The organism is Sphingobium sp. D43FB (assembly GCF_002312805.1).
GTDB lineage: Bacteria > Pseudomonadota > Alphaproteobacteria > Sphingomonadales > Sphingomonadaceae > Sphingobium.
This window is the reverse complement of record NZ_NMUA01000002.1, coordinates 223,712-247,931: the sequence shown is the minus strand read 5'-3', so window position 1 is coordinate 247,931 and position 24,220 is coordinate 223,712. Positions and strand designations below refer to the sequence as shown.

The window sequence follows — 24,220 nt, the reverse complement described above, 5'->3', positions numbered from 1 at the left end:
GCCCGCCCCCCTTATGCTATATGCCCCCAAATGGTGGGGCCGGAACAAGTATGACGACCGCGACGATGATATCGACCCCGATCACGGCCCATTGGCGCGACTTCCTCGCGCTGACCAAGCCGCGCGTCATGACATTGGTCGTGTTCACGGGCCTGTGCGGCCTGCTGGCGGCACCCGGCACCATCCACCCGGTTCTCGCTTTCACGGCCATCCTCTGCATCGCCCTTGGCGCCGGATCCGCTGCTAGCCTCAATCAATGGTATGAGGCGGATATCGACGCGAAGATGAAGCGCACCGCCAACCGGCCGCTGCCCGCCGGGCGTATGGATCGCCAGTCGGCGCTGCACTTCGGTGTCGGCCTATCCTTCTTCTCGGTCATCCTGATGGGCATGGCGACCAACTGGCTCGCCGCCGCGGTGCTGGCCGTCTCGATCCTCTTCTACGTCTTCATCTACACCATCTGGCTCAAGCCCCGCACGGCGCAGAATATCGTGATCGGCGGCGCAGCGGGCGCATTCCCGCCGGTCATCGGCTGGGCCGCCGTCACTGGCGATATCACCGCGATGCCGATCGCCCTGTTCATGCTGATCTTCTTCTGGACACCGCCCCATTTCTGGGCGCTCGCGCTGTTCGTGAAGACCGATTATGCTGCTGCTGGCATCCCGATGCTGCCCGTCGTGTCGGGCGAGGTCGTCACCCGCCGCCAGATATGGTTCTACACCGCGATCATGGCGGTAGCGGCCATGGCCCCGGTGCTGTTGCGCCTAACCGGGCCGATCTACGGCACCGTCGCGCTGCTCGGCACAGCATTGTTCGCCGTATTTGCCTTCCAGGTCTATCGCCGCCGCGAAAGCGATCAGACGCGGATGCAGCCAGAGCGGCGCTTGTTCAAATATTCGATCCTCTATCTTTTCCTTCTCTTTGGAGCAGTGGTCGTAGACCGCTGGGTAATGGCATGACCCCCGAAGAAGAAGATATCATCCGCGCCCGGCAGAAGTCGCGCTCGCTCGTCACGGGCCTGCTGCTCGGCTTTTTCGTCATCCTCTTCTTCGCCATCACCCTGGCGAAGATCGGCACGAGCGACACGCTATGATGGCCACCCTACCGCCGTCCCCCTTCGACCGCGACCGGCGCAACCGCCGGACGATGCTGACCATGGCGGGCGTCGGCCTGTCGATGCTGGCGCTCGGTTTCGCGTCGGTTCCGCTCTATCGCATCTTTTGCGAACAGACCGGGTTCGGCGGCACCACCATGCGCGCGGACGCCAATGTGCAGGTCAGCGAAGCGGCTGGCCACACCATGTCCATCCGCTTCGATTCGAATGTGCAGCCGGGCATGCCCTGGCAATTCTACCCCGAACATCGGACGGATACCGTCACCGTGGGGCGCAAGGACATGGCGATCTTCATCGCGAAGAACATGTCCGACAAGCCCGTGACCGGCACGGCCAGTTTCAACGTCACGCCGACCCAGGCGGGCGCCTATTTCACCAAGATCCAGTGTTTCTGCTTCACCGAGCAGACCTTGCAGCCGGGCCAGGAGGTGCGGATGCCCGTCCTCTATTTCGTCGATCCCAAGATCCTCGACGATGCCGACAACAAGGACACGCAACAGATTACGCTAAGCTACACATTCTACCCGGTTGAGCCGGGCAAGAAGGCAAGCTAAGGCAAGCAACGATAACGCGAACAGGGAAGAGCACGTCATGGCAGGCGCCAAGAATCACGATTATCATATTCTCCCGCCCAGCATCTGGCCGTTGTTCGGTTCGATGTCGGTGCTCGTCATGGCGATGGGCGCGATCATGTGGATGCATCCAGATGCGCTGCCCGCTGGCGGCGGCTGGGTGTTCATGCTCGGTTTCGCCGGCGTCCTCTTCACCTTCTACAGCTGGTGGGCGCATGTCGTCGCCGAAGCCCATGCGGGTGACCATACGCCTGTGGTCCAGTTGCATCTGCGCTACGGCATGATCCTGTTCATCGCGTCGGAAGTCATGTTCTTCGTCGGCTGGTTCTGGGCGTTCTTCGACTTTGCCCTCTTCCCCAGCGCGCTTCCCCCGATCGACGGCTTGTTCCCGTCCAAGGGCGTGGAAGTCATGAACGCCTTCGAACTGCCCTTGCTCAACACGCTGATCCTGCTCTGTTCGGGCACGACCATCACCTGGTCGCACCACGCGCTGATCCACGGCGATCGCGATGGCATGATCAAGGGTCTGTGGTGCACCATCATCCTGGGCGCGGTCTTCTCCTGCGTGCAGGCTTATGAATATGCCCACGCCCCGTTCGACTTCGGCGGCAACCCCTACAGCTCCGCCTTCTATATGGCGACCGGCTTCCATGGCTTCCACGTTCTGGTCGGCACGATCTTCCTGATCGTCAACCTGGCCCGCGCCTACAAGGGCCACTTCACCCCGCGCCAGCATTTCGGCTTCGAAGCCGCCGCCTGGTACTGGCACTTTGTCGACGTGGTGTGGTTGTTCCTCTTCGTCGCCATTTATGTCTGGGGTGGCTGGGGCGCGCCGGTTCACGGCTAAGCACCATCTCCTAAAATGAGACGCACGGCCGGGGCATCGCTCCGGCCGTTTTCTTTTGTGCTGCGGGGCGCTATGTATCCAGCCCATGGACCCCTTGCCCGATCCCGCCCCGCGCATCACGCGCATCCCCCTGATCCCGACCATCATCGTCGCGCTCGCCGTGCTGGTGATGATCGGCCTCGGCATCTGGCAAATCGATCGCCGCGCGGAAAAGGCAGCGGCCTTGAACCTCGCCGCCAGCAATCCCGGCAAGCCGCCCGTCGCCTTTCCGGCGATGCCCCCGGTCGGACCCGACCTGCTCTTTCGCCCCTCGTCGCTCCATTGCCTGCGCGTGGTCGGCTGGCAGGTGGAGGCTGGCCGCGCCGCTGACGGCAGCACCGGCTATCGCCATATCGCCCAATGCGCGACCGGCGCGGAAGGACCGGGTGCGCTCGTCGCGGTCGGCGTGACGCAGCGGCCCGATGCCAAGCCCGATTGGACCGGCGGTCAGATTGCAGGCTGGATCAGCGAAGAGCCCGACCATCGCGCCCTCATTTCGCGCATAGGCGGCAAGGCGACGCCGCTCCGGCCCATGCTCATCGCGCGCACCGCGCCAACGGGCATGAAGGCCAGCGCACCGCCCAGCGCCGCCGACGTTCCCAACAATCATCTCGCCTATGCGGTGCAGTGGTTCTTCTTCGCCGCGATCGCCATCGTCATCTATATTCTCGCACTGCGCCGTCGGAACGCGGCCAAAGCCCCGTAAATACTTGCCCAGCGGCGCAGGGGTCGCTACCGCGCTTTCCCATCATGCAATATCAAAGCACCAGGGGGAGCGCGCCGTCGCTCGGTTTCGAGGATGTGACGCTGGCGGGGCTGGCGTCCGATGGCGGGCTGTATCTGCCGACAAGCTGGCCCAGTTTCTCTCCCGAAGACATTCGCGCCCTTGGTGGCCTGTCCTATGTCGAAACCGCGGTGCGGGTCATGACCCCCTTCGTCGCCGGTTCGCTGACCGAGGACGAATTACGCGAACTATGCACCACCGCCTATAGCCGGTTCAGCCATCAGGCGGTCGTGCCGCTGGTGCAGCTCGATCATCAGCATTGGCTGCTCGAACTGTTCCACGGCCCGACCCTGGCGTTCAAGGATGTCGCGCTGCAATTGCTGGGACAATTGTTCGAACGCTTCCTGTCGCGCCGTGACGATCACCTGACCATCGTCGGCGCGACGTCGGGCGATACCGGGTCGGCGGCGATCGACGCCGTGGCGGGGCGCGAGAAGATCGACATTTTCATGCTCCATCCCGATGGCCGGGTGTCCGACGTGCAACGGCGGCAGATGACCACGGTGCGCGCGCCCAACGTCTATAATATCGCGATCGACGGCAGTTTCGACGATGCGCAGGCGCTGGTGAAGCGCATGTTCAACGACGCGGATTTCTCGCGCCGGTTCAACCTGTCGGCCGTCAACTCGATCAACTGGGCCCGGTTGATGGCGCAGGTCGTCTATTATTTCTACGCCGCCGTGCGCTTGGGGTCGCCCGAACGCCCGGTGGCCTTCTCGGTCCCCACGGGCAATTTCGGTGACGTGTTCGCGGGCTATGTCGCCGCGAAGATGGGGTTGCCCGTCGCCAAGCTGATCGTGGCCACCAACGTCAACGACATCTTGCATCGCGCCTTGTCCGATGGCGATTACAGCCAGGGTCAGGTCGTGCCGACCGCGACGCCCAGCATGGACATTCAGGTCAGCTCCAATTTCGAACGACTGCTGTTCGACGCGGGCGGGCGCAATGGCCAGGCGCTGGCCGACCAGATGCGCGGGTTCGAAGCCAGCAAGGCGATGCGGCTGACCAACGCCCAGCGCGACGGGGCGGCGGCGCTCTTTTCTTCGGCACGCATCGATGCCGACAGCATGACCATGGCGATGCGCTGGGCCTATGACGGGTCGGGGCAGATCATCGACCCGCACAGCGCCATCGGCCTTGCCGCTGCGCGTGAGGCAGGCGTCGATGCGTCGATCCCGGTCGTCACGCTGGCGACGGCGCACCCGGCCAAGTTCCGCGACGCGGTCGAGCGCGCCACCGGCACCCGCCCGCCGCTGCCCGCGCGCGTCGGCGACCTGTTCGCGCGTGAGGAAAGCTATGTGAAGCTGCCTGGCACGTTCGAGGCGGTAACCGCCTATGTCGCCGAGCGCGCGACGCCGCGCGCCTGACAACCACCGTTCGGGCTGAGCTTGTCGAAGCCCTGTCCTTTCTTGAAGAACAGTGCGGCCCCCTTCGGCGAAGCTCAGGACAGGCTTCGACAGGCTCAGGGCGAACGGAGGTTGGTATGAATCTGCAAACCCTCATCGGCGAACCCTGGGCCGATTATGGCCTGATCGATTGCGGCAACGGCCGCAAGCTGGAGCGCTATGGCCGCTACCGCTTCATCCGCCCCGAACCCCAGGCGATGTGGGCGCCCGCGACCGAAGATTGGAAGGCCGACGCCGAATTTGTTCCCGGATCGGACGAGGATGGCGGCGGTCGCTGGTATTATGACCAGCCAGCCCCCGCCGATGGCTGGCCGCTGAGCTGGCAGGAAGTGACCTTCCAGTCGAGTTGCACACCCTTCCGCCATCTCGGCTTCTTCCCGGACATGGCCCCCGTGTGGGACTGGATGCGGGAACGCACCGCCGACAAGGCGGAGGCCGAAGTCATGAACCTGTTCGGCTATACCGGGGTCGGCACGCTCGCCATGTCGGCCAGCGGCGCGCGCATGGTCCATGTCGATGCGTCGAAGAAGTCGGTGGCGCAGGCCCGCGCCAATGCCGATCTGTCGGGCATGGCGGACAAACCGATTCGCTGGATCGTCGAAGATGCGGCCAAATTCGTCGCCCGCGAAGTCCGGCGCGGCCGCCGCTATGACGGCATCTTGCTCGACCCGCCCAAATATGGGCGCGGCCCTGACGGCGAAGTCTGGCGACTGGAGGAGGATTTGCCCGCCCTCATCGCCAATTGCCGTCAGTTGCTCGATGCCGACAGCCGCTTCCTGTTCCTCACCGTCTATGCCGTTCGCATGTCGGCGCTGGCGATCGGCGAATTGCTGCGGCAGGCGTTCGCCGACCTGCCTGGCACGGTCGAGGTCGGGGAACTGGCCGTGCGGGAGGAAGCACGCGGCCTGTTGTTGCCCACCGCCATCTGGGCACGCTGGCGGCGCTAAGCGTCGCTTGGACCTTTTCGCCTTGAGCCGCCCGCCCGGCTCCGGCATGGGTTGGTGATGCGCCTCATCCCTTCCTTTGCCGCCCTGTCCCCCCTGCTGGTCCTGCTCGGCTCCTGTGTCGGCCCCGCGCAGCGGGCACCCGCTCCAGCGCCGACGCCAGCGCCGCGCCCGGCTCCGGCGCCACCGCCGATCGCGCCTGCCACCCCCGCGCCGGTGGCCACGGAATGGCATAATCGTCCGACGACGCCCGGCACCTGGACCTACCGGCCGGAACCGACCGGATCGGTCGCGTCCTTCGGCCCCAGCGCGACCGCCCCGCACCTCGCCGTCCGCTGCGACCGGGCGACGAGCCGGATAGCCGTAGTGCGCATGGGCACAGGGCAGGGGGCGATGACACTGCGCACCAGCTATGGCGCCGTCCTTTGGCCGACCACCAGCGTCCCCGCGCCGCAATCGCAGGTCCAGGCCGTCCGCGCCGCTTCCGACGTCACGCTGGACCAGATTGCCTATAGCCGGGGTAAGTTTGCGGTGGAGGTGCAGGGGCTTGCCCCGCTGATCCTGCCTGCCTGGGCGGAAGTCGCACGGGTGATCGAAGATTGCCGGGGCTAGGGAATTTCGACGCAGTTGGGAAAAGCGCGGACGAAGAAGTATGATTCGAAAAAAGAATTTTACAAGGCTTGATCATCCTCCCCACCTGATTCACATTCGCGGTGTGGACAGGCCAAGGGCAGACGCCTGAAGCGGGCCACGCGGGCTTCAACATAGCGAAAGGAGGTGATCCGATGTCTCATGGTTCAGCAATGGGGTCGGTCAAGTCCATTCGGGAAATGCGCCGCTGAGCGACGCTGTGCCGTCGATCCTCCCTGCAAACGGGATTTCAAGCGCCAACAGACAGGCCATCCCCGTGCAGGCAGGATAGCGCGACAATCATTTCCCCTGGGCGGCACTTTCGGCCGCTGACCATGTCAATGATGGGCCGTCGAACCTTTGGGTTCGGCGGCCCCTCTCATTTTCAGCGTACCGCATCTTTTTGCTATTTTCCCGACGCTTGAAGTCGCTATGCTCCTTTGCGGGCAGGCAGGCGGACGAAACAGGGAGTATCTCCATGCCCGTAATGCGTGCGTCCCATATCCTTCTTCCTTTTGGCCTGCTGATTTCGGCTCCAGCCCTCGCCCAGACGCCCGCCGACGTTGCCGATCTGGTCGGTGCCAAGGGTGCAGGCGGCGAGACTCAGCTCAAAGCGCGCGGCTACCGGTTCGTGCGGATCGAAACCGGCGATGACCGCAAATGGACCTTTTGGTGGAACGGCGATCGGCGGCAATGCCTCAGCGTCGTGACTTATGACGGTCGCTATCAGGCCATCACCGAATCCCCCGCACCCGATTGCGGCGAATCCGCCCGCACGCCCAGCGGCCATGGTGGCGCGCCCCATCGACCCGATATCGGCTATGCGCGGCCCCGGCCCGACCGCGTCGCGCCCAGCTATGCTGCCGATGACAGCGCCCAAATGAACGACAGGGTCCAACTCGGCCTGGTCTGCTTTGGTGATGGACAGCGGCCCGGCGTTGCCAACAGCTATGGCTGGACCTGGGATTCCGACAAAAAACGCTATCACTATGGCAATCGCGTCGAAATGACGGCGGAACAGTTCGACGCTTCGGTCATGATCCAGTTCTGGGAAGGCGGTGGCCATATCAAGCTGCCCAAGAAGCTCATCCCGCCGCTGCATTCGCGGGGCACCGAGGATGGTTGGTGGGACATCTACAATGTCTCGATGCAGCCCGACCGGATTACCGGCGAATATCGGCTGAATGGCCTTAACAAGCCCCGGATCGACATCAATCGCACCAGTGGACAGATCAGCATAAAGGGCCTGGCCGACTACGCCTTTCGCGGCACCTGCGATACCGTGGATGCCGCAGCGCATCGGCGCTTCTGACGATCGCACAAGGAAAGGGACGGGGATTGGATTTTCTCAAGCTCATCCGTTCGTTCGAAGATCTGCTTTTCGAACTGCTGTGCTGGCTGATCTATTATCCCCGCACCCTCTGGCTGGTGGTGCGGCACCCGCTGCGCATGATCGATTATTCCAATCACGAACAGACCGATGCCGACGAGGATCAATATACCGATACGCTCAGTCCACCCCTGCTGCTGCTGATCACGCTGGCTTTGCTCCATGCCTTGGAATTGGGCCTCAACACGCAGCATATCCAGGCGCATAATGCGGTGGGCGCGATGGTGGTCAGTTCGGATCAAAATCTCATCCTCTGGTGCTCCTTCGTCTATGGCCTGCTCCCGCTGTTCGCCGCGCTGCATGTCGTGCGGCGCAAGGGGCAGCCGCTCGAACGCAAATATCTGCGACCGCCCTTCTTTGGCCAATGCTATCTCGTATCGGCCTATGCCTTGATGGTTGCGATTGCCACGATGACGGCCCAGCATATCGGTGCATGGAAATGGGCGCTGGGCCTGAGCGGCGCCGGATTCGCGACGCTCTGGTATCTGTGGGTGCAATCCATGCTGTTCCGCACGATGTTGAACATGCGCCCATTGCGGGCATGGGGCGGTGCGATCCTGGTGTTCGTCGCCGCCTTTCTGACCGCTATTCTGGTTTCGCTGCTCACGATCGGGCGCTAAGCGCTTATAGGTCCGCGCCCTTCGCCTTGCCCCAGGCGCGCGCCGCAGTATAGCCCAGATAGCCGGTGCCAAAGAGCGCATAGAGCGGTTCGGGCAGGGCGTTGAAATAGGCACGCATCCCGCCGATGATCGCGCCTGCCACCGCCGGTCGCCAGCCTGCGATCAGGCCCATCGGCACCGACCAGAGCAGCAGGGCATAGATGACATAGAGGAAGGTCGGTCGCGCCCGCCGCGTCCAGGGGTCGGCGGCGGGTGTTGCGGGATGTGCCTGCGTCATGCGTCCCTCCCTAACCGATCCGGTTGGCCAGCCAGCCATAGAGGAAGGCCTCATTGGCGGGGCGGCTTTCGGCGAGCGCGATATAGCGTTCACCCTGCATCGCTTCGATCGCCTTGAGCAGCACGCTCTCGCCCGCCGCACCGCGCAACGCCCGAAAGGCCCGGAGCGCCGCCAGCGTCCGCGCGCCGATCACCCGGTCGAGCTTGAGATCGGGATAATCCTGTTGGTTGCGATTGAGCGCGTTGAGGGCCCGCTGCAAAAAGCCGGTCGCGGTCGCAACGCCCATATTGACGGCGGTATCGAACAGTTCTGCGGCAATGCCGGGCGCGCGTTCGGCAACGAAGCCATAGCCGGGCTGGTCCCAATAGAGCCGTCGATAGATCGCCACCGCCTGCGCGCGGGGTAGCGCCTGCATCGGGCCGACATAGCCATTCGCCCGCGCCACAGCCTGGCTAATCCCCCAATGGGTCGGCCCGCCGCGATCGGCCGGATGGTTGCTGTAGCCTCCCTCCCGCGCAATGACTTCGTCGATCAGATCCGCAACGTCCATATCCGCCTCCCAACTATTGAAGAGGCGAATCATTTATCCCATATGGTTATATGTAGGACAGGGAAAAAACGGGATAGGGCAAGAATAGGATGCGCGATCGAGCGGCGGCGGATGCAATCGACAGCGGTGAAGCCCAAGGGCAGGCACCGGGAAATTGTCGCCTTGCTGTGGCCATACCCTTGCAGGAAGCACTAAATATGGGGCAATATGGACCAAAGGGTGCGGTTTCGTCTCTGTTGCCCGCTCCCCCCATGTGAGTGCGTTTGTCCATGCCTCTTTCCGACATGATCGCCAACAGCGCGATCCCCGCCGTCATCAGCGATCCGCGCCTGCCCGACAATCCGATCGTCGATTGCAATGACGCCTTCATGGCGCTCACCGGCTATGGCCGCGACGAGATTATCGGGCATAATTGCCGCTTCCTCAAAGGCGCAGCGACCGAAGCGGAGCGAACCGACGAACTGCGTCAGGCCGTTCGCGAAAGACGCCCCGCGATCGTGGAATTGTGGAATTATCGCAAGGACGGCACGCCGTTCCGCAATGCCGTGATGGTCGCGCCGATCTTCGGCGACACGGGCGAAGTCGAATATTTCCTGGGATCGCAGATGGCGGTGGGCGAGCCGGACGGACAGGCGACCCAGCGATCCGCCGAAGCGCGCCTGCGGATCGACGCACTCACCGCGCGCCAGCGCGACGTGCTGGTGGCGATGACGGCGGGCAAGCTCAACAAACAGATCGCCTGGGACATGGGCCTGACCGAACGCACGGTGAAGATGCACCGGGCGGCCATGCTCAAGGCGCTCGGCGTGCGGACCGGGGCCGAAGCGATCCGCTTGGCGATCGAGGCGGGCTACTAAGCGGCATCCGGCGACTGGTCGGCACCGCAAAGGGCACCGACCGGCTATACATCAGTCGCGTAGCAATTCGTTGATACCGGTCTTGGACCGGGTCTGGGCGTCCACCCGCTTGACGATCACCGCGCAATAGAGGCTGGGGCCGGGCGTGCCGTCGGGCAGGGGCTTGCCGGGCAGGCTGCCGGGGACGATCACCGAATAAGGTGGGACTTCGCCCATGAAGATTTCGCCGGTGGTGCGGTCGATGATCTTGGTCGACTGGCCGATGAACACGCCCATCGACAGCACCGACCCCTTGCCGATGCGGACGCCCTCGACCACTTCGGACCGCGCGCCGATGAAGCAGTCGTCTTCGATGATGACCGGATCGGCCTGCAACGGTTCCAGCACGCCGCCAATGCCGACGCCGCCCGACAGATGGACATTCTTGCCGATCTGGGCGCAGCTACCTACCGTCACCCAGGCGTCGACCATCGTGCCTTCATCGACGAATGCGCCGATATTGACGAAGCTGGGCATTAGGATGGCGTTCTTGGCGATATGCGCGCCCGCCCGCGCGAACGCGCCCGGCACCGCGCGGAAGCCGGCGGCGCGAAACTCCGCCTCGCCCCAGCCAGCGAATTTGCTCGGCACCTTGTCCCACCAGAAACCGCCACCAGGGCCGTTTTCGATCAGCACATTGTCGTTCAGCCGGAACGACAGCAGCACGGCTTTCTTCAGCCACTGATTGACCTGCCAGCCGTCCGCCGTCGGTTCGGCGACGCGGCCCTTGCCGCTGTCGAGCAACGCGAGTGCTTCATTCACGGCATCGCGGATCGCGCCCTGCGTCGAAAGGCTGACATTGGCCCGGTCTTCCCAGGCGGCGTCGATCGTGGCGATAAGGTCGGTCATGCGGTTTCCCCAAGGATGCTGGCCAGAAAAGGCCTCAGATGGTCGGTTTCGAAATCGATGAAATCGGGATGATGATCGTGATTGCCCGCTTCCGATCCATTATTGACCCAGATGGTCGCCATGCCGATCGCCTTGGCGGGCGCCAGATTGCGGGCCATATCCTCGAAAAAGGCGGCACGGGTCGGATCGATGGCATGGACCCGACACAATTCGGCGTAACCCGACGGATCAGGCTTGGGCACATATTGGCAGGCATGAATATCGTGGATCAGCTCGAATGCGTCGCCCAGGCCGAGCTTGTCCAGCACCCGTCCCGCATAGGCCGCATCGCCATTGGTGAAGATCAGCCGACGGCCCGGTAATGCAGCGATATGCGCGTTAAGGTCGGCATCGACCTCCAGTCGATCCATGGAAATATCATGGACATAGTCGAGGAAATCATGCGGCGCGATGCCATGATGGTGCATCAGCCCCGACAGCGTCGTGCCATGCTCCATGAAATAGCGCTTCTGCGTTTCGCGGGCGACGACGGGATCGCATCCCAACAAGCCTTGGATAAATTCGCCCATCTTCACGTCGATTAGCGCGAACAGGTCCGTCTTCGCCGGATAGAGCGTGTTGTCCAGATCGAAGATCCAGGTGTCGACATGGTCCAGTGCGCCAAACATGGCCGCGCCCTAATCTCGTGCGCGGGGAAGGGCAAGGGGCGAGGGGGGCCGAACCCTCACCTTCACCGTCATCCCCGCGCAGGCGGGGACCCATCTCCCCACCTCTCATCTCAGATCGACGTACCGGCCGCTAAATGACTTGAGGCGTCAACATCCCAGCGGTTCGCTGTCATGATAAAAAGCCTGCACGGCCTGCCAGGCGTCTTCGGCTGTCTCGACCCATGTCAGCAGGTCAAGGTCAGCATGCGAAATCACGCCTTCATCGGCCAGCGCCTCGAAATCCACCACCCGGTTCCAGAAATCCTTGCCGAACAGCAGGATAGGGATGGGCTTCATCTTGCCGGTCTGGATCAGCGTCAACAGCTCGAACATCTCGTCGAACGTGCCAAAACCACCGGGGAAGACGGCAAGCGCGCGGGCGCGGAGCAGGAAATGCATCTTGCGCAGCGCGAAATAATGGAACTGGAAACTCAGCTCTGGGGTGACGAACCGATTGGGCGCCTGTTCGTGCGGCAGGACGATGTTCATGCCGATCGTCGTCTGGCCGACATCTTGCGCGCCGCGATTGGCCGCTTCCATGATCGAGGGGCCACCGCCCGAACAGACCACGAAATGGCGGCATCCCGCCTCGTTCACCGGATATTGCGCCGCGATCCGCGCCAGTGCGCGCGCCTCTTCATAATAGCGCGCCTTGGCCGCCAGATTCTCCGCAATTTTCCGCTGTTGCGGCGTGGTCGCCGCGTCGATCCGTGCCTGCGCCTGGTCGGGTTCGGGAATCCGCGCCGACCCGTAGAAGACGAAGGTCGACTCGATCCGCGCCTCGTCCATCAGCAATTGGGGCTTCAACAATTCCAGCTGGAATCGCACCGGGCGCAAATCTTCGCGCAACAGGAACTCGGTGTCCTGAAAGGCAAGGCGATAGGCCGCGCTTTGGGTCTGGGGGGTGCCGGCCTGCTTGGCCGCATCGTCGGCCTCTTCGCGGGCCGGGCGGAATTTACGTTCTTCAATCTCTTTCTTAGTCATCCCCACGATTTAAGGAGTGGAGATGACATTGCCAAGTCGGATTACCGACAGAAGCCGCCGCATGCCCTTTTTACGCTCAGCGGCAAAAGCCGCCATATTTGTTTTCTGACGCTTAGCGGCAAAAGCCGCCGCGCCCGCCCATGTCGAAATGAAAATGGTCGTGATGCGCCGCATTATAATCGGGGCTCAGCACCGTGTTGAACCGCTTGCACGCGCTGGCGTGAACGGTTTTCAGGAACTGCCGCGTATCCCGGTCGCCCTGCCAGCCCTGCTGCACCGAAATCTTGCGGCCATCGGCCAACACGAAGGCGGCGATGTCGATCGCATTGCTATGCGCATGTTCGGACAATTTACCGCTACCTGCGATCGGGCGGCAATTATAGGTGCCGAACGTCTCGATCCGCACGATTTCCGCCCCCAATATGCTGCGCGCGGCGGGTTGCACGCCATAACGCGCCCAGGCGGCGAAATTGGCCGCCAGATTACACGTCATCGCCCCCAAATTGGTGGCGGGCACGCCGATGTCGAGCAGCTTGACGCTATTGAGCGCGCTGCATCCGCCGCCGAAGGTGCGGTCGGGCAGGGGGGTGAAGGCCACGTCCTGCGACTGCAGCTTCGCGAAACATTGGCGCGCTTCCATGGTCGGCACCACGGCGGCGCGCACGGGTTTCGATGCGCGTTCCACCCGTCCGCGCGGCACCAGATCGCCGCCGCACGCACTCAGCATCATCGCCATGGCCACGGCCAGGGCCGCGCCGCGCAATAGGGTCATATCGCTCGCCTGCTTTTCCATGAGTCGCCACTGTAGCAGCCCGAATCTTTACGATAGTTAACGCCGCGATCAGCTCGTCCCGTTTTCGCAACATCCTTGACAGGCCCGCCGAAATCTCTAGGGCGATCGGCGGGCCACGCGGTCCCAACGCCGCGCTGCTCTCTGTAAGGAGACGCTACATGACTGATTTGACTGCCGTTGACGCCACCCTTGCGCGTGCGCAAAAGCCCGCCACCCGTCCGGTCCGCCCCTTCTTTTCTTCCGGTCCCTGCGCCAAGCCACCCGGCTGGAGCGCCGACAAGCTGGCAACCGACTCGCTCGGCCGCTCGCACCGCGCCAAGATCGGCAAGACCCGCTTGGCCTATTGCATCGACCTGATGCGCGAATTGCTCGGCCTGCCCGACACCCACCGCATCGGCATCGTACCCGGCTCCGACACCGGCGCGTTCGAAATGGCGATGTGGACGATGCTCGGCGCACGCCCCGTCACCACGCTTGCCTGGGAAAGCTTCGGCGAAGGCTGGGTCACCGATGCCGCCAAGCAGTTGAAGCTCGACCCCACGATCATCCGCGCCGACTATGGGCAACTGCCCGACTTGGACGGTGTGAACTTCGCGCATGACGTGCTGTTCACCTGGAACGGCACCACATCCGGCGTGCGCGTGCCCAATGCCGACTGGATTCCCGCCGACCGCGAGGGCCTTACCTTCGCCGACGCGACCAGCGCGGTATTCGCTTATGACATCGACTGGGCCAAGATCGACGTCGCGACCTTCTCCTGGCAGAAGGTGCTGGGCGGCGAGGGCGGCCATGGCGTGCTGATCCTCGGCCCCCGCGCGGTCGAACGGCTCGAAAGCCACACGCCCGCCTGGCCGCTGCCCAAGGTGTTCCGCCTGATGGCCAAGGGCAAGCTCGCCGAAGGCATTTTCAAGGGCGAGACGATCAACACCCCCTCCATGCTGGCGGTCGAAGACGCGATCTTCGCGCTGGAATGGGGCAAGTCGTTGGGCGGGCTGCAGGGCCTCATTGCCCGCTCGGACGCTAATGCCGCTGCGCTCGGCAAGATCGTAGCGGAGCGCGACTGGCTCGGCCATCTCGCGCTCGATGAAGCGACGCGCTCGAAAACCAGCGTCTGCCTGACCGTCGCGGGTGCCGACGAAGCCTTCATCAAGGCCTTCGCCGCTCTCCTCGAAAAGGAAGGCGCAGCCTATGACATTGCAGGCTATCGCGATGCCCCGGCAGGCCTGCGCATCTGGTGCGGCGCGACCGTGGAAACGGCGGATATCGAAGCGCTGGGTCCGTGGCTCGACTGGGCCTATGCGCAGACCAAGGCCGCCTGAACTCCCACCATCCGTTCGCCCTGAGCTTGTCGAAGGGCCGCACTTCTTTTGACCGTTTCAAGAAGGGCAGGGCTTCGACAGGCTCAGCCCGAACGGTGTAATATTAAGGATCAAATCCATGCCCAAAGTCCTTATTTCCGACAAAATGGACCCCCGCGCCGCCGCAATCTTCCGCGAACGCGGCGTGGAAGTCGATGAAATCACCGGCAAGACGCCCGAAGAACTGATCGCCATCATCGGCGACTATGACGGCCTCGCCATCCGCAGCTCGACCAAGGTGACCAAGGCGATCCTAGACGCCGCCGCCAACCTGAAGGTCATCGGCCGCGCCGGCATCGGCGTCGACAATGTCGACATCCCCTATGCCAGCGCCAAGGGCGTGATCGTCATGAATACGCCGTTCGGCAATTCGATCACGACCGCCGAACATGCCATCGCGCTGATGTTCGCGCTCGCCCGCCAACTGCCCGAAGCCAATGCCCAGACCCAGCAGGGCCTGTGGCCCAAAAACGGCTTCATGGGCGTGGAAGTCACCGGCAAGACGCTGGGCCTCATCGGCGCGGGCAATATCGGCTCGATCGTCGCCAGCCGTGCGCTCGGCCTCAAGATGAAGGTCGTCGCGTTCGATCCCTTCCTGACGCCCGAACGCGCCATCGAAATGGGCGTGGAAAAGGCCGATCTCGATACGTTGCTGGCGAAGGCCGACTTCATCACGCTGCACACGCCGCTGACCGACCAGACCCGCAATATCCTGAGCCGCGAAAACCTCGCCAAGACCAAGAAGGGCGTGCGCATCATCAACTGCGCGCGCGGCGGCCTGATCGACGAAGCCGCGCTCAAGGATGCGCTTGATTCGGGCCAGGTCGCGGGCGCCGCGCTCGACGTGTTCCAAACCGAACCGGCCAAGGATTCGCCCCTGTTCGGCACGCCGAACTTCATCTGCACGCCGCATCTGGGTGCATCGACCGACGAAGCGCAGGTCAATGTCGCGCTGCAGGTCGCCGACCAGCTGTCCGACTATTTGCTCGACGGCGGCATCACCAATGCGCTCAACGTCCCGTCGCTGTCGGCCGAGGAAGCGCCCAAGCTCAAGCCCTATATGGCGATCGCCGAAAAGCTGGGCAGCCTCGTCGGCCAGCTCGAAGGCGACGCCATCACCGGCGTTGCCGTCGAAGTCGAAGGTCATGCCGCCGAACTGAACCAGAAGCCAATCACCGCCGCCGTTCTCGCTGGCCTGATGCGCGTCTATTCGGACACGGTGAATATGGTCAACGCGCCTTTCCTCGCCAAGGAACGCGGCCTGGACGTGCGCGAAGTGCGCCATGACCGCGAAGGCGCCTATCAGACGCTGATCCGTGTCACCGTGACCACCGAAAATGGCGACAAGTCGGTGGCCGGCACGCTGTTCGGCCCCACCAGCCCGCGCCTCGTCGAACTGTTCGGCATCAAGGTGGAGGCCGATCTCGACGGCACCATGCTCTATATCGTCAACCAGGACGCGCCCGGCTTCATCGGTCGTCTGGGGTCGACGCTGGGCGAGGCGGGCGTCAATGTCGGCACCTTCCACCTCGGCCGTCGCAACCAGGGCGGCGAAGCCGTGCTGCTGCTCTCGGTCGATGGCACCGTCACCGAACCGCTACGCTGGGAAATCTGCAACCTGACCGGCGTGAAGCAGGTCAAGCTGCTGCGCTTTGCGTAAACAGGCCTGAAAGCCCTCTCCCCTCCGGGGAGAGGGTTGGGAGAGGGGGAGCAACGGTGCGGCTGGATCCCACACTGAAGCAGCGCGCCAAACATATGCGTGCCAACCCCACCCCCGCAGAACAAAAGCTATGGCTCGCCCTGCGTGCCAACCGCTTCGAAAATCAGCAATTCACGCGCCAGACGATTATTGCCCCCTATATCGTCGATTTCGCCTCAAAGGCCGCGCGCCTCATCATCGAAGTTGATGGGGATACACATTCCGCCAAAGATCGCTATGACGCCCGACGAACCGAGTTTCTGGAATCGCTGGGCTACACTGTGATCCGTTTTGCCAATCCCGATGTCATGCACAATATCGAGAGCGTGTTGGGCGTGATTGCGCAGGCGTTGCATACTCCCCCTCTCCCCAACCCTCCCCCCCAAGGGGGAGGGAGCTAAGGTATGACCATGATCCCGCCCGGCCTTCTTCCCGAAGGATTATCCGACCGCCTGCCGCCCCAGGCCGAAGCTTCCGCGCGCCTCGCGCGGCGCGTGCTCGATACGGTGGCGACCCATGGCTATGAGCGGGTCATGCCCCCGCTCGCGGAATTCGAAGACACGCTCACCCAGCGCCTCAAATCCATGCGCGCGCAGGATCTGGTCCGCGCCGTCGATCCCGTGTCGCAACGCAGCCTCGCGCTTCGCCCGGACATGACCGCGCAGGTCGGCCGCATCGCCGCCACGCGCCTCGCCGCCGCGCCGCGCCCCTTGCGCCTGTCCTATGCCGGGCCGGTCATCCGCCTCAAGGCCAACCAGTTGCGTCCGGAGCGCGAGAAATTGCAGGTCGGCGCTGAACTGATCGGCACGGACAGCGTCGCCGCCGCGGTCGAAATCGTCAATGTCGCGATCGAAGCCTTGCAGGCGGCGGGCGTCACCGGCCTCACCATCGACTTCACCCTGCCCGACCTGATCGACATGCTGGCCGCAGGGCCGCTGCCATTGGCGGCGGGCGAAATGGAAGCGGTGCGTACCGAACTCGACGCCAAGGATGCGGGCGCGCTGGTGGCGCTTGGCCCGCAGGCCGCCGCCTATCTGCCCCTCATCGAAGCGACCGGCCCGTTCCACGCCGCGATGGAGCGCCTGGAAGCCTTTAACGCAAGCCTCGGCGGCGCGATCGACAGCCGCATCGCGGGCCTGCGCGCCATCGCGAAACCGATCGGCTGGGATATCACGCTGACGCTCGACCCGACCGAACGGCATGGCTTTGAATATCAGAACTGGTTCGGCTTCTCGATCTTCGCCGAAGGCTTCATCGGCGAAATCGGACGCGGCGGCAGCTATGCCATCTGCCACGCCAATGGACAGGATGAACCAGCGATGGGCTTCTCGCTCTATCCCGATCCGCTGATCGACGCCGGCTTTGGCGGCGAAACCCCCAAGCGCCTGTTCCTGCCGCTGGGCGCCGATGCGACCCGCGCCGCCGAACTGCGCGGCGAGGGTTGGCACACCGTCGCGGCGCTGGTCGGGGATGAGGATGGCGCGAAGCTGCGCTGTTCGCACTGGCTCGACGGCACGGAGCTTCGCCCCTTCTGACTTGACTTGGAGGCCGCGGCAGGGCTAACCGCCGCGCGAACAGGGCGGCTTTGCGTCCAATCGATCCTACCGGCATGCCGAGTCCCGTCGAAGGGCATGGCCGGTCCGCGCGGCGGGCGGAGATCTGTATTCATGGCAAATGTAACCGTAATCGGCGCCCAATGGGGTGACGAGGGCAAGGGCAAGATCGTCGATTGGCTCTCGGAGCGCGCCGATGTCGTCGCTCGTTTCCAGGGCGGTCATAATGCGGGCCACACGCTCGTGGTTGGCGAGAAAGTCTATAAGCTCTCGCTGCTGCCGTCGGGCATCGTGCGTGGGACGCTCAGCGTCATCGGCAATGGCGTGGTGCTCGATCCCTGGCATTTCCGCGATGAAGTCGCGAAATTGTCGGCGCAGGGCGTGGCCATCACGCCCGACAATCTTCAGATTGCCGAAACCTGCCCGCTGATCCTGCCCTTCCACCGCGACCTGGACGGGCTGCGTGAAGATGCGAGCGGCGCGGGCAAGATCGGCACCACCCGGCGCGGCATTGGCCCTGCCTATGAAGACAAGGTCGGCCGCCGCGCCATCCGCGTGTGCGACCTCGCGCATCTCGACGATCTTGGCCCTCAGCTCGATCGCCTGACCGCCCATCATGACGCGCTGCGCACCGGCTTTGGCGAACCGCCGATCGACCGCGCCGCGCTGATGGCGGAATTGACCGAAATCGCCGACTTCATCCTGCCCTTCGTCAAGCCGGTCTGGCTGACGCTCAACCGCGCCAAGGCGGCGAGCAAGCGCATCCTGTTCGAAGGCGCACAGGGCACGTTGCTCGACATCGACCATGGCACTTATCCCTTCGTCACCTCGTCCAACACGGTGGCGGGTACGGCGGCGAGCGGCACCGGCCTTGGTCCCAATGCGGCGGGCTTCGTGCTGGGCATCGTCAAGGCCTATACCACCCGCGTCGGCTCCGGCCCCTTCCCCACCGAACTGGAGGACGCCACCGGCCAGCGGCTGGGCGAACGCGGCCATGAATTTGGCACCGTCACCGGGCGCAAGCGCCGCTGCGGCTGGTTCGACGCGGTCCTGGTGCGCCAGTCGGTCGCGGTATCGGGCGTCACCGGCATCGCGCTCACCAAGCTCGACGTGCTGGACGGGTTCGACACGCTCCAGATTTGCGTCGGCTACAAGATTGGCGAACAGACGTTCGACTATCTGCCGGCCCATGCGCAGGATCAGGCCAAGGCGCAGCCGATCTACGAAAGCATCGAAGGCTGGCACGACACCACGGCGGGCGCGCGCAGCTGGGCAGAATTGCCCGCGCAGGCGATCAAATATATCCGCCGGATCGAAGAACTGATCGGCTGCCCGGTCACGCTCGTCTCCACCAGTCCTGAGCGCGAGGATACCATCCTCGTGCGCGATCCCTTCGCGGATTAAAGGCGATGGCGGGCGAAAAGTTCGAACGGCACAAGCAGGCTTGGACTCAGGACGAAATCCAGAAGCTGCATACCCTGGCCAAGAAGGGCATGGGGCTGAAGGCGATCGCCAAGGCGCTGACCCGGACAGAGGAATCGACCAAGGCCCGCGCCAAGGAAGACGGATTGAACATCGCTAAACTGCGCTAACGGCGCTGTTCCCCGGCGAAGGCCGGGGAACTATGTCCCGCAAGGTTACGAGCCAACGCTCGGCTGATCCTCCTCGCCTGCCGCGATCACCGTCGCCGCGACCAGATCGCCGGTGACGTTGAGCGCGGTGCGGCACATGTCGAGCAATCGGTCCACCCCCAGCACCAGCCCGATGCCTTCGGGCGGTATGCCGACCATCCCCAGGATCATCGCCACGACCGGCAGCGATCCGGCCGGCACGCCCGCCGTGCCGACGCCGCCCAATATGCACATCATCATCACCATGACCTGCTGCGGGATGCTCAGCTCAATGCTGAAAAACTGGGCAAGGAAGATCACGGTGATCCCCTCGAACATCGCCGTGCCATTCTGGTTGGCGGTCGCGCCGATGGTCAGGACGAAGCGCGCGATGCGGCGCGGCAGGCGCAGATTATCCTCCGCCACGCGGAGCGCCGTGGGTAAAGTCGCATTGGAGGAGGCAGTGGCAAAGGCCATGACCGTCGCCTCCTGCACATCGGCAAAGAAGCGCCAAGGCGAGCGTTTGGCGATGAACGCAATCAGCAGTGAATAGACGCCGAACATCTGGATTGCCAGCGCGAGCAGCACGACGCCGACATAGGCCGACAACCGGATCAGCAAATCCCAGCCAAATTGCGACGCCAGATTGAACATGAAGCAGGCAATGGCGATCGGCGCGAGGCGGATGACCAGCCCCATCAGCCGCATCGTCACCGCCAGCACGCCCTCCATCGCGGTCAGCAGCATCTGCGTCTGCGGCGTCCGCACCAGCACCAGTCCAATGCCGAAGAAGAGCGAAAAGACCATCACCGCCAATATATCGTTGCCCGCCATTGCCGCGATGATGTTGTCGGGCACGATGGCGATGAAGGCATTGATCCCCTGCGGTGCGTCGCTACCCCGGCTCAATATCGCCTGCGCCCCCGGCCCCGCATCGCTCAGCATCGCGCGCGCGGCGACAGGGTCGATGCCCGCGCCTGGCCGCAACAGATCGACCACCAACAGACTGACCGCCACCGCAATGGCCGACACAATGAAGGTATAGACGAGCGTGCGAAGCCCGACGCGCCGCAACGCCCGAATCTCGCCCATTTCCGCAATCCCGACGATCAGTGCCGATACCAGCAATGGGATCACCAGCATGAACAACAGCCGCAGGAAAATCTGGCCGATCGGCCCGGTGACATAGGTGGTGAAGCCACTGACCCAAGGGGCATCGGGTGCCGCCATATAGACGCCAAGGCCCGATAGCAGGCCGATGCCGAAGCCCGCGAGCATCTGCCATTGCAGCGATAATGCTGCGCTTTTCCGGCCGGTTTCGGCGCCTGTCGTGGGTGTCGTGCCGGTCAATGGTTCATCCTTTTGGGCTACCGTTACGGGTCAACCACTCGGCCGGGGTGCCGGTTGCACGACTTTCCAGTCATTGCGCTAGGGTATCGAGGGAGCTTTTACGCGCCTCTCGCGTTGGCGCGGTCCATTCTCTCGGAGACCCGCATGATTGTCGATCCCGTTCCTTCCATGCGGCGCATGGCCTCCGAAGTCTGGAAACCGCTGACGATATTGTTCGTCTGGGACTGCGTCGTCACTGTCACTTATTATGTCCTGCCCTTCAAGGCACCCTCGCTGCCGCTGACCATCTTCGGTTCGGCGCTGGCGCTGTTCCTGGGCTTTCGCTCCAACTCCGCCTATCAACGCTGGTGGGAAGGGCGGGTGCTGTGGGGCGCGATGATCAACGCCTCGCGCAGCTTGGCGCGCGCGACCCGCAACTTCCTGCCCGACCCCGATGGCCGCGACATGAAGCGCGAGATCGTCAAGCGCCAGATCGCTTATGTGAACGCGCTGCGCTGCCAGTTGCGGCGGCAGCCTCTCGATGAGGATGTGACGCGCTTTCTGGAGGAAAAGGACAAGGGGCTGGCGCTGGCGCGGACTAACGCCGCCAACGGCCTGCTCGACAGCACGGGCCGCCGTATCGATATGGCCCGACGCGCAGGCTGGATCGACACGATCCAGCAAACGCAGATGGAGGCCGTGCTGGTCGACATCGCCAATGCCCAGGGCGGGATGGAGCGGCTCAAAAACACGCCGTTGCCGGTCCAATATCGCTATCTACCGACGATATTTACCCATCTTTTCTGCATCTTCCTGCCTATCGGCCTGGTCGAAACGCTGGGCCTAGCAACCCCGCTCGGCTCGACCGTGGCGGGCCTCATGTTCCTCGCGGTCCTGCGCATCGGCGACGATCTGGTCGATCCCTTCGCCAACACCGTCCACGACGTATCGATGAGCGCCATGTGTCGCACGATCGAGATCGACCTGCTCCAGTCCATCGGCGACCCCGCCCCGGAACCGCTCAAACCGGTCCGCGGCTGTCTATGGTGATGGCGGTCGGGACAAGTCCGCAGCCGACCCGACCGTCCAGCGACGGTGTGAACTTCGGACGAAAACCGACGCCGCTCAGCCCTTCTTGTCCTCGTCCACCATGTCGGATGCCAGTTCCAGCCCCGCGCGGCCATGCGCGGCGGTGTGGGCGGGGGCTTTGGGATGGGGCACGTCGATCGGCTCCTCGACCTCCAGCATCCCTTCCCATTTGGTGATGACCGACGTGGCGATGGCGTTGCCCAGCACGTTGGTTGCGGTGCGGCCCATGTCCATGAAGTGATCGACCGCCAGGATGAAGGCTACGCCCTCGACCGGCAGGTCGAACTGGCCCAGCGTCGCGGCGACCACCACCAAGGATGCGCGCGGCACGGCGGCGATGCCTTTGCTGGTCACCATCAACACCAGCAGAATCGTGATCTGCGTCGCGATCGGCAGGTCGATGCCATAGGCTTGCGCGATGAAGATCGTCGCGAAGGTCGCATACATCATCGAGCCGTCGAGGTTGAAGCTGTAGCCGAGTGGCAGCACGAAGCTATAGATGCGGCGCGGCACGCCGAACCGGTCGAGCTGTTCCAGCATCTTGGGATAGGCGGCTTCCGACGAGGCGGTGGAGAAGGCGATCAGGATCGGTTCGCGGACATAGCGGATCAGCGTGAACATCCGCTTGCCCAGGAAAACCGATCCCGCCGCGAACAGCAGCAGCCAGAGGCAGAAAAGCGCGATGTAGAATTCGCCGATCAACTCGCCGAACGTGACCAGCACACCCAGCCCTTCCGTGGTGATCACCGACGCTAAGGCACCGAAAACGGCGAAGGGCGCGACGCGCATGACATAGCCCGTCACCTGCAGCATCAGTTCGACCATCGCCTCGATCACGCCGACGATCGGTTTGCCCTTCTCGCCGATCGCGGTCAGCGCGACGCCGACGAACAGTGAGAAGACGACGATCTGGAGGATCGAATTTTCCGCCATCGCGCCGACCATGGAGGTCGGAAAGACATGCAGAATGAAGTCACGGAAATTGAGCGATTCGGTATTCACGCCCGATTCCGCACCATTGCGGACCAGGTTGAGCCCTTCGCCCGGCGCGAAGAAATTGACGAAGATGAGGCCCAGCGTCAGCGAAATCAGGCTGGCGATGACGAACCAGGCCAGCGCCCGCCCGCCGATGCGCCCCAGCGCCGCGCTGTCGCCCATATGGGCGATGCCCGCAACCAGCGTGGAGAAGACCAGCGGCGCGATGATCATCTTGATCAAATGCAAAAAGATGTCGGCCAGCAGGTGGAAATAGCCCGCGACCTGCTTGGCCAGCGTTTCGTCGCCACCCACCCACAGGTTCGCGGCGAACCCTACGATCACCCCAAGGACCATGCCGGTGAGGATGAAGGCCGTCAGTCTGTTGCGCATCTATTCCCTCATGAGCCGCGCGGACGCGGCTCGCAATATTATTACAACCGTCAGGGAACACCTAACAGGCGCATGGGCCACCCGCAATCGGCGTGCGGCCCCCGCCTTGAGATAGACGAACAAGCCGCCGCTTTCCGCGCCTCGGTTCATCCCAAACGGTGCAATCCGCGCCTATCAGGGGTAGAGCAGCCCTTCGGTCCAGCCCGCATCGTCCCGTGTGAACAGGCGGCGTTCGTGCAGGCGATGTTCGCGATCCTGCCAGAATTCGATGCGTTCAGGGGCGAGGCGGAACCCCGACCAATGGGGTGGACGCGGCACCGGCTGGCCCTCGAACCGCGCATTGGCTTCTTCGAACCGGGCCATGAAGATTTCGCGCGAGGGTAGGGGGCGCGACTGGTCGGAGGCCCAGGCCCCCAGCTGGCTGTCGCGGCTGCGCGTCGCGAAATAGGCATCGGCCGTGGCATCATCCACGGGGCCAACCGTACCCTCGATCCGTATCTGTCGCCGCATCGATTTCCAGTGGAAGAGCAGGGCAGCATGGGGATTTTCTACGAGGTCGCCCGCCTTGCGCCCTTCGAAATTGGTGTAAAAGATGAAGCCGTCCGGTCCATGGCCCTTCAACAAGACCATGCGGACGGACGGACAGCCGCGCGCATCGGCGGTGGCAAGAGCCATGGCGTTGCTGTCGTTGATTTCGGTTTCACGCGCCTGGCTGTACCAGTCGTCGAACAAGGCAAAAGGATCGATCATGCCCCACTGTCTAGGCGGGCGATGTGATAGTGTCGATACGGGCTATTGCGCAACTTGAACCG

The 24,220-nt window shown here is 63.6% G+C and carries 27 protein-coding genes; 18 read left to right on the top strand and 9 right to left on the bottom strand.

The window, feature by feature from the left end:
- Positions 1–50 precede the first annotated feature (50 nt).
- The 10 genes from SxD43FB_RS03050 (at position 51) to SxD43FB_RS03010 (ending at position 8,346) form a co-directional block, all read left to right on the top strand.
- The gene (locus SxD43FB_RS03050; RefSeq protein WP_096060914.1) at positions 51–959 is read left to right on the top strand and encodes a heme o synthase; all 909 of its coding nucleotides are present in this window, start codon (positions 51–53) and stop codon (positions 957–959) included.
- The gene (locus SxD43FB_RS25105; protein WP_171899237.1) at positions 956–1,093 is read left to right on the top strand and encodes a hypothetical protein; all 138 of its coding nucleotides are present in this window, start codon (positions 956–958) and stop codon (positions 1,091–1,093) included. The genes SxD43FB_RS03050 and SxD43FB_RS25105 overlap by 4 nt, the downstream gene beginning before the upstream one ends.
- Entirely contained in the window at positions 1,093–1,668 is a 576-nt protein-coding gene (locus SxD43FB_RS03045; RefSeq protein ID WP_096061009.1) for a cytochrome c oxidase assembly protein, read from the top strand. Before SxD43FB_RS25105 ends, SxD43FB_RS03045 begins: the two co-directional genes overlap by 1 nt.
- Before the next feature lie 37 nt (positions 1,669–1,705).
- Positions 1,706–2,533, top strand: a complete 828-nt coding sequence (locus SxD43FB_RS03040; RefSeq protein ID WP_096060913.1) for a cytochrome c oxidase subunit 3 — start codon at positions 1,706–1,708, stop codon at positions 2,531–2,533.
- 85 nt (positions 2,534–2,618) lie between these two features.
- Entirely contained in the window at positions 2,619–3,278 is a 660-nt protein-coding gene (locus SxD43FB_RS03035; RefSeq protein WP_096060912.1) for an SURF1 family cytochrome oxidase biogenesis protein, read from the top strand.
- Between the two features lie 44 nt (positions 3,279–3,322).
- The gene (gene thrC, locus SxD43FB_RS03030) at positions 3,323–4,723 is read left to right on the top strand and encodes a threonine synthase (protein WP_096060911.1); all 1,401 of its coding nucleotides are present in this window, start codon (positions 3,323–3,325) and stop codon (positions 4,721–4,723) included.
- Positions 4,724–4,839: 116 nt separating this feature from the next.
- On the top strand, positions 4,840–5,709 hold the full coding sequence (locus SxD43FB_RS03025; RefSeq protein ID WP_096060910.1) for a class I SAM-dependent methyltransferase: 870 nt from the start codon (positions 4,840–4,842) through the stop codon (positions 5,707–5,709).
- 57 nt (positions 5,710–5,766) lie between these two features.
- Positions 5,767–6,318 carry a hypothetical protein gene (locus SxD43FB_RS03020; protein ID WP_096061008.1) on the top strand — a complete coding sequence of 184 codons (552 nt, stop codon included), beginning with the start codon at positions 5,767–5,769 and terminating at the stop codon, positions 6,316–6,318.
- A 496-nt stretch (positions 6,319–6,814) separates the two neighbouring features.
- Positions 6,815–7,648: a hypothetical protein gene (locus SxD43FB_RS03015; protein ID WP_255245583.1), complete on the top strand. Its 834-nt coding sequence runs from the start codon at positions 6,815–6,817 to the stop codon at positions 7,646–7,648.
- 26 nt (positions 7,649–7,674) lie between these two features.
- Positions 7,675–8,346, top strand: coding sequence for a hypothetical protein (locus tag SxD43FB_RS03010; protein ID WP_096060908.1), 672 nt, complete (start codon positions 7,675–7,677; stop codon positions 8,344–8,346).
- A 4-nt stretch (positions 8,347–8,350) separates the two neighbouring features.
- On the opposite strand, the gene SxD43FB_RS03005 is transcribed toward SxD43FB_RS03010, so the two are convergent.
- Both SxD43FB_RS03005 and SxD43FB_RS03000 read right to left on the bottom strand, forming a co-directional pair.
- Positions 8,351–8,623 (bottom strand): 3TM-type holin, encoded by a 273-nt coding sequence (locus SxD43FB_RS03005; RefSeq protein WP_096060907.1) that lies wholly within the window; start codon positions 8,621–8,623, stop codon positions 8,351–8,353.
- Between the two features lie 10 nt (positions 8,624–8,633).
- A complete protein-coding gene (locus tag SxD43FB_RS03000; protein WP_096061007.1) occupies positions 8,634–9,173 on the bottom strand; it encodes a glycosyl hydrolase 108 family protein in 540 nt (179 codons plus the stop codon).
- Between the two features lie 269 nt (positions 9,174–9,442).
- On the opposite strand from SxD43FB_RS03000, the gene SxD43FB_RS02995 reads away from it, so the two are divergent.
- Positions 9,443–10,030 carry a PAS domain-containing protein gene (locus tag SxD43FB_RS02995; protein ID WP_037472297.1) on the top strand — a complete coding sequence of 196 codons (588 nt, stop codon included), beginning with the start codon at positions 9,443–9,445 and terminating at the stop codon, positions 10,028–10,030.
- A gap of 51 nt (positions 10,031–10,081) precedes the next feature.
- On the opposite strand, the gene dapD is transcribed toward SxD43FB_RS02995, so the two are convergent.
- The 4 genes from dapD to SxD43FB_RS02975 all read right to left on the bottom strand — a co-directional run bounded on the left by dapD (position 10,082) and on the right by SxD43FB_RS02975 (position 13,402).
- Positions 10,082–10,918, bottom strand: coding sequence for a 2,3,4,5-tetrahydropyridine-2,6-dicarboxylate N-succinyltransferase (dapD, locus tag SxD43FB_RS02990; protein ID WP_069065778.1), 837 nt, complete (start codon positions 10,916–10,918; stop codon positions 10,082–10,084).
- Positions 10,915–11,586 carry a pyrimidine 5'-nucleotidase gene (locus tag SxD43FB_RS02985; RefSeq protein ID WP_096060906.1) on the bottom strand — a complete coding sequence of 224 codons (672 nt, stop codon included), beginning with the start codon at positions 11,584–11,586 and terminating at the stop codon, positions 10,915–10,917. The genes dapD and SxD43FB_RS02985 overlap by 4 nt, the downstream gene beginning before the upstream one ends.
- 147 nt (positions 11,587–11,733) lie before the next feature.
- Positions 11,734–12,609 carry a TIGR00730 family Rossman fold protein gene (locus tag SxD43FB_RS02980; protein ID WP_037472301.1) on the bottom strand — a complete coding sequence of 292 codons (876 nt, stop codon included), beginning with the start codon at positions 12,607–12,609 and terminating at the stop codon, positions 11,734–11,736.
- 112 nt (positions 12,610–12,721) lie between these two features.
- Positions 12,722–13,402 carry an extensin family protein gene (locus tag SxD43FB_RS02975; protein ID WP_096060905.1) on the bottom strand — a complete coding sequence of 227 codons (681 nt, stop codon included), beginning with the start codon at positions 13,400–13,402 and terminating at the stop codon, positions 12,722–12,724.
- Between the two features lie 158 nt (positions 13,403–13,560).
- On the opposite strand from SxD43FB_RS02975, the gene SxD43FB_RS02970 reads away from it, so the two are divergent.
- From SxD43FB_RS02970 to SxD43FB_RS02945, 6 genes are all read left to right on the top strand, one after another.
- Entirely contained in the window at positions 13,561–14,721 is a 1,161-nt protein-coding gene (locus SxD43FB_RS02970) for a phosphoserine transaminase (RefSeq protein ID WP_096060904.1), read from the top strand.
- A 118-nt stretch (positions 14,722–14,839) separates the two neighbouring features.
- Positions 14,840–16,420, top strand: coding sequence for a phosphoglycerate dehydrogenase (serA, locus tag SxD43FB_RS02965; RefSeq protein ID WP_096060903.1), 1,581 nt, complete (start codon positions 14,840–14,842; stop codon positions 16,418–16,420).
- Positions 16,421–16,476: 56 nt separating this feature from the next.
- Positions 16,477–16,860 (top strand): endonuclease domain-containing protein, encoded by a 384-nt coding sequence (locus SxD43FB_RS02960; RefSeq protein ID WP_255245582.1) that lies wholly within the window; start codon positions 16,477–16,479, stop codon positions 16,858–16,860.
- Positions 16,861–16,863: 3 nt separating this feature from the next.
- A complete protein-coding gene (locus SxD43FB_RS02955) occupies positions 16,864–17,994 on the top strand; it encodes an ATP phosphoribosyltransferase regulatory subunit (RefSeq protein WP_096060902.1) in 1,131 nt (376 codons plus the stop codon).
- Between the two features lie 132 nt (positions 17,995–18,126).
- Complete coding sequence (locus tag SxD43FB_RS02950; protein WP_096060901.1) at positions 18,127–19,416, top strand: adenylosuccinate synthase; 1,290 nt, start codon at positions 18,127–18,129, stop codon at positions 19,414–19,416.
- A 5-nt stretch (positions 19,417–19,421) separates the two neighbouring features.
- The gene (locus tag SxD43FB_RS02945) at positions 19,422–19,604 is read left to right on the top strand and encodes a hypothetical protein (protein ID WP_096060900.1); all 183 of its coding nucleotides are present in this window, start codon (positions 19,422–19,424) and stop codon (positions 19,602–19,604) included.
- A gap of 45 nt (positions 19,605–19,649) precedes the next feature.
- Here SxD43FB_RS02945 and SxD43FB_RS02940 read toward each other — a convergent pair whose 3' ends face one another.
- A complete protein-coding gene (locus tag SxD43FB_RS02940) occupies positions 19,650–20,972 on the bottom strand; it encodes a dicarboxylate/amino acid:cation symporter (RefSeq protein ID WP_096060899.1) in 1,323 nt (440 codons plus the stop codon).
- 144 nt (positions 20,973–21,116) lie between these two features.
- Between SxD43FB_RS02940 and SxD43FB_RS02935 the strand changes: the two genes are divergently transcribed.
- Positions 21,117–22,001, top strand: coding sequence for a bestrophin family ion channel (locus tag SxD43FB_RS02935; protein WP_096060898.1), 885 nt, complete (start codon positions 21,117–21,119; stop codon positions 21,999–22,001).
- Positions 22,002–22,076: 75 nt separating this feature from the next.
- On the opposite strand, the gene SxD43FB_RS02930 is transcribed toward SxD43FB_RS02935, so the two are convergent.
- Both SxD43FB_RS02930 and pdxH read right to left on the bottom strand, forming a co-directional pair.
- Positions 22,077–23,408, bottom strand: a complete 1,332-nt coding sequence (locus SxD43FB_RS02930; protein WP_096060897.1) for a dicarboxylate/amino acid:cation symporter — start codon at positions 23,406–23,408, stop codon at positions 22,077–22,079.
- A 174-nt stretch (positions 23,409–23,582) separates the two neighbouring features.
- Positions 23,583–24,158, bottom strand: a complete 576-nt coding sequence (pdxH, locus tag SxD43FB_RS02925) for a pyridoxamine 5'-phosphate oxidase (protein WP_096060896.1) — start codon at positions 24,156–24,158, stop codon at positions 23,583–23,585.
- Positions 24,159–24,220: the final 62 nt, after the last annotated feature.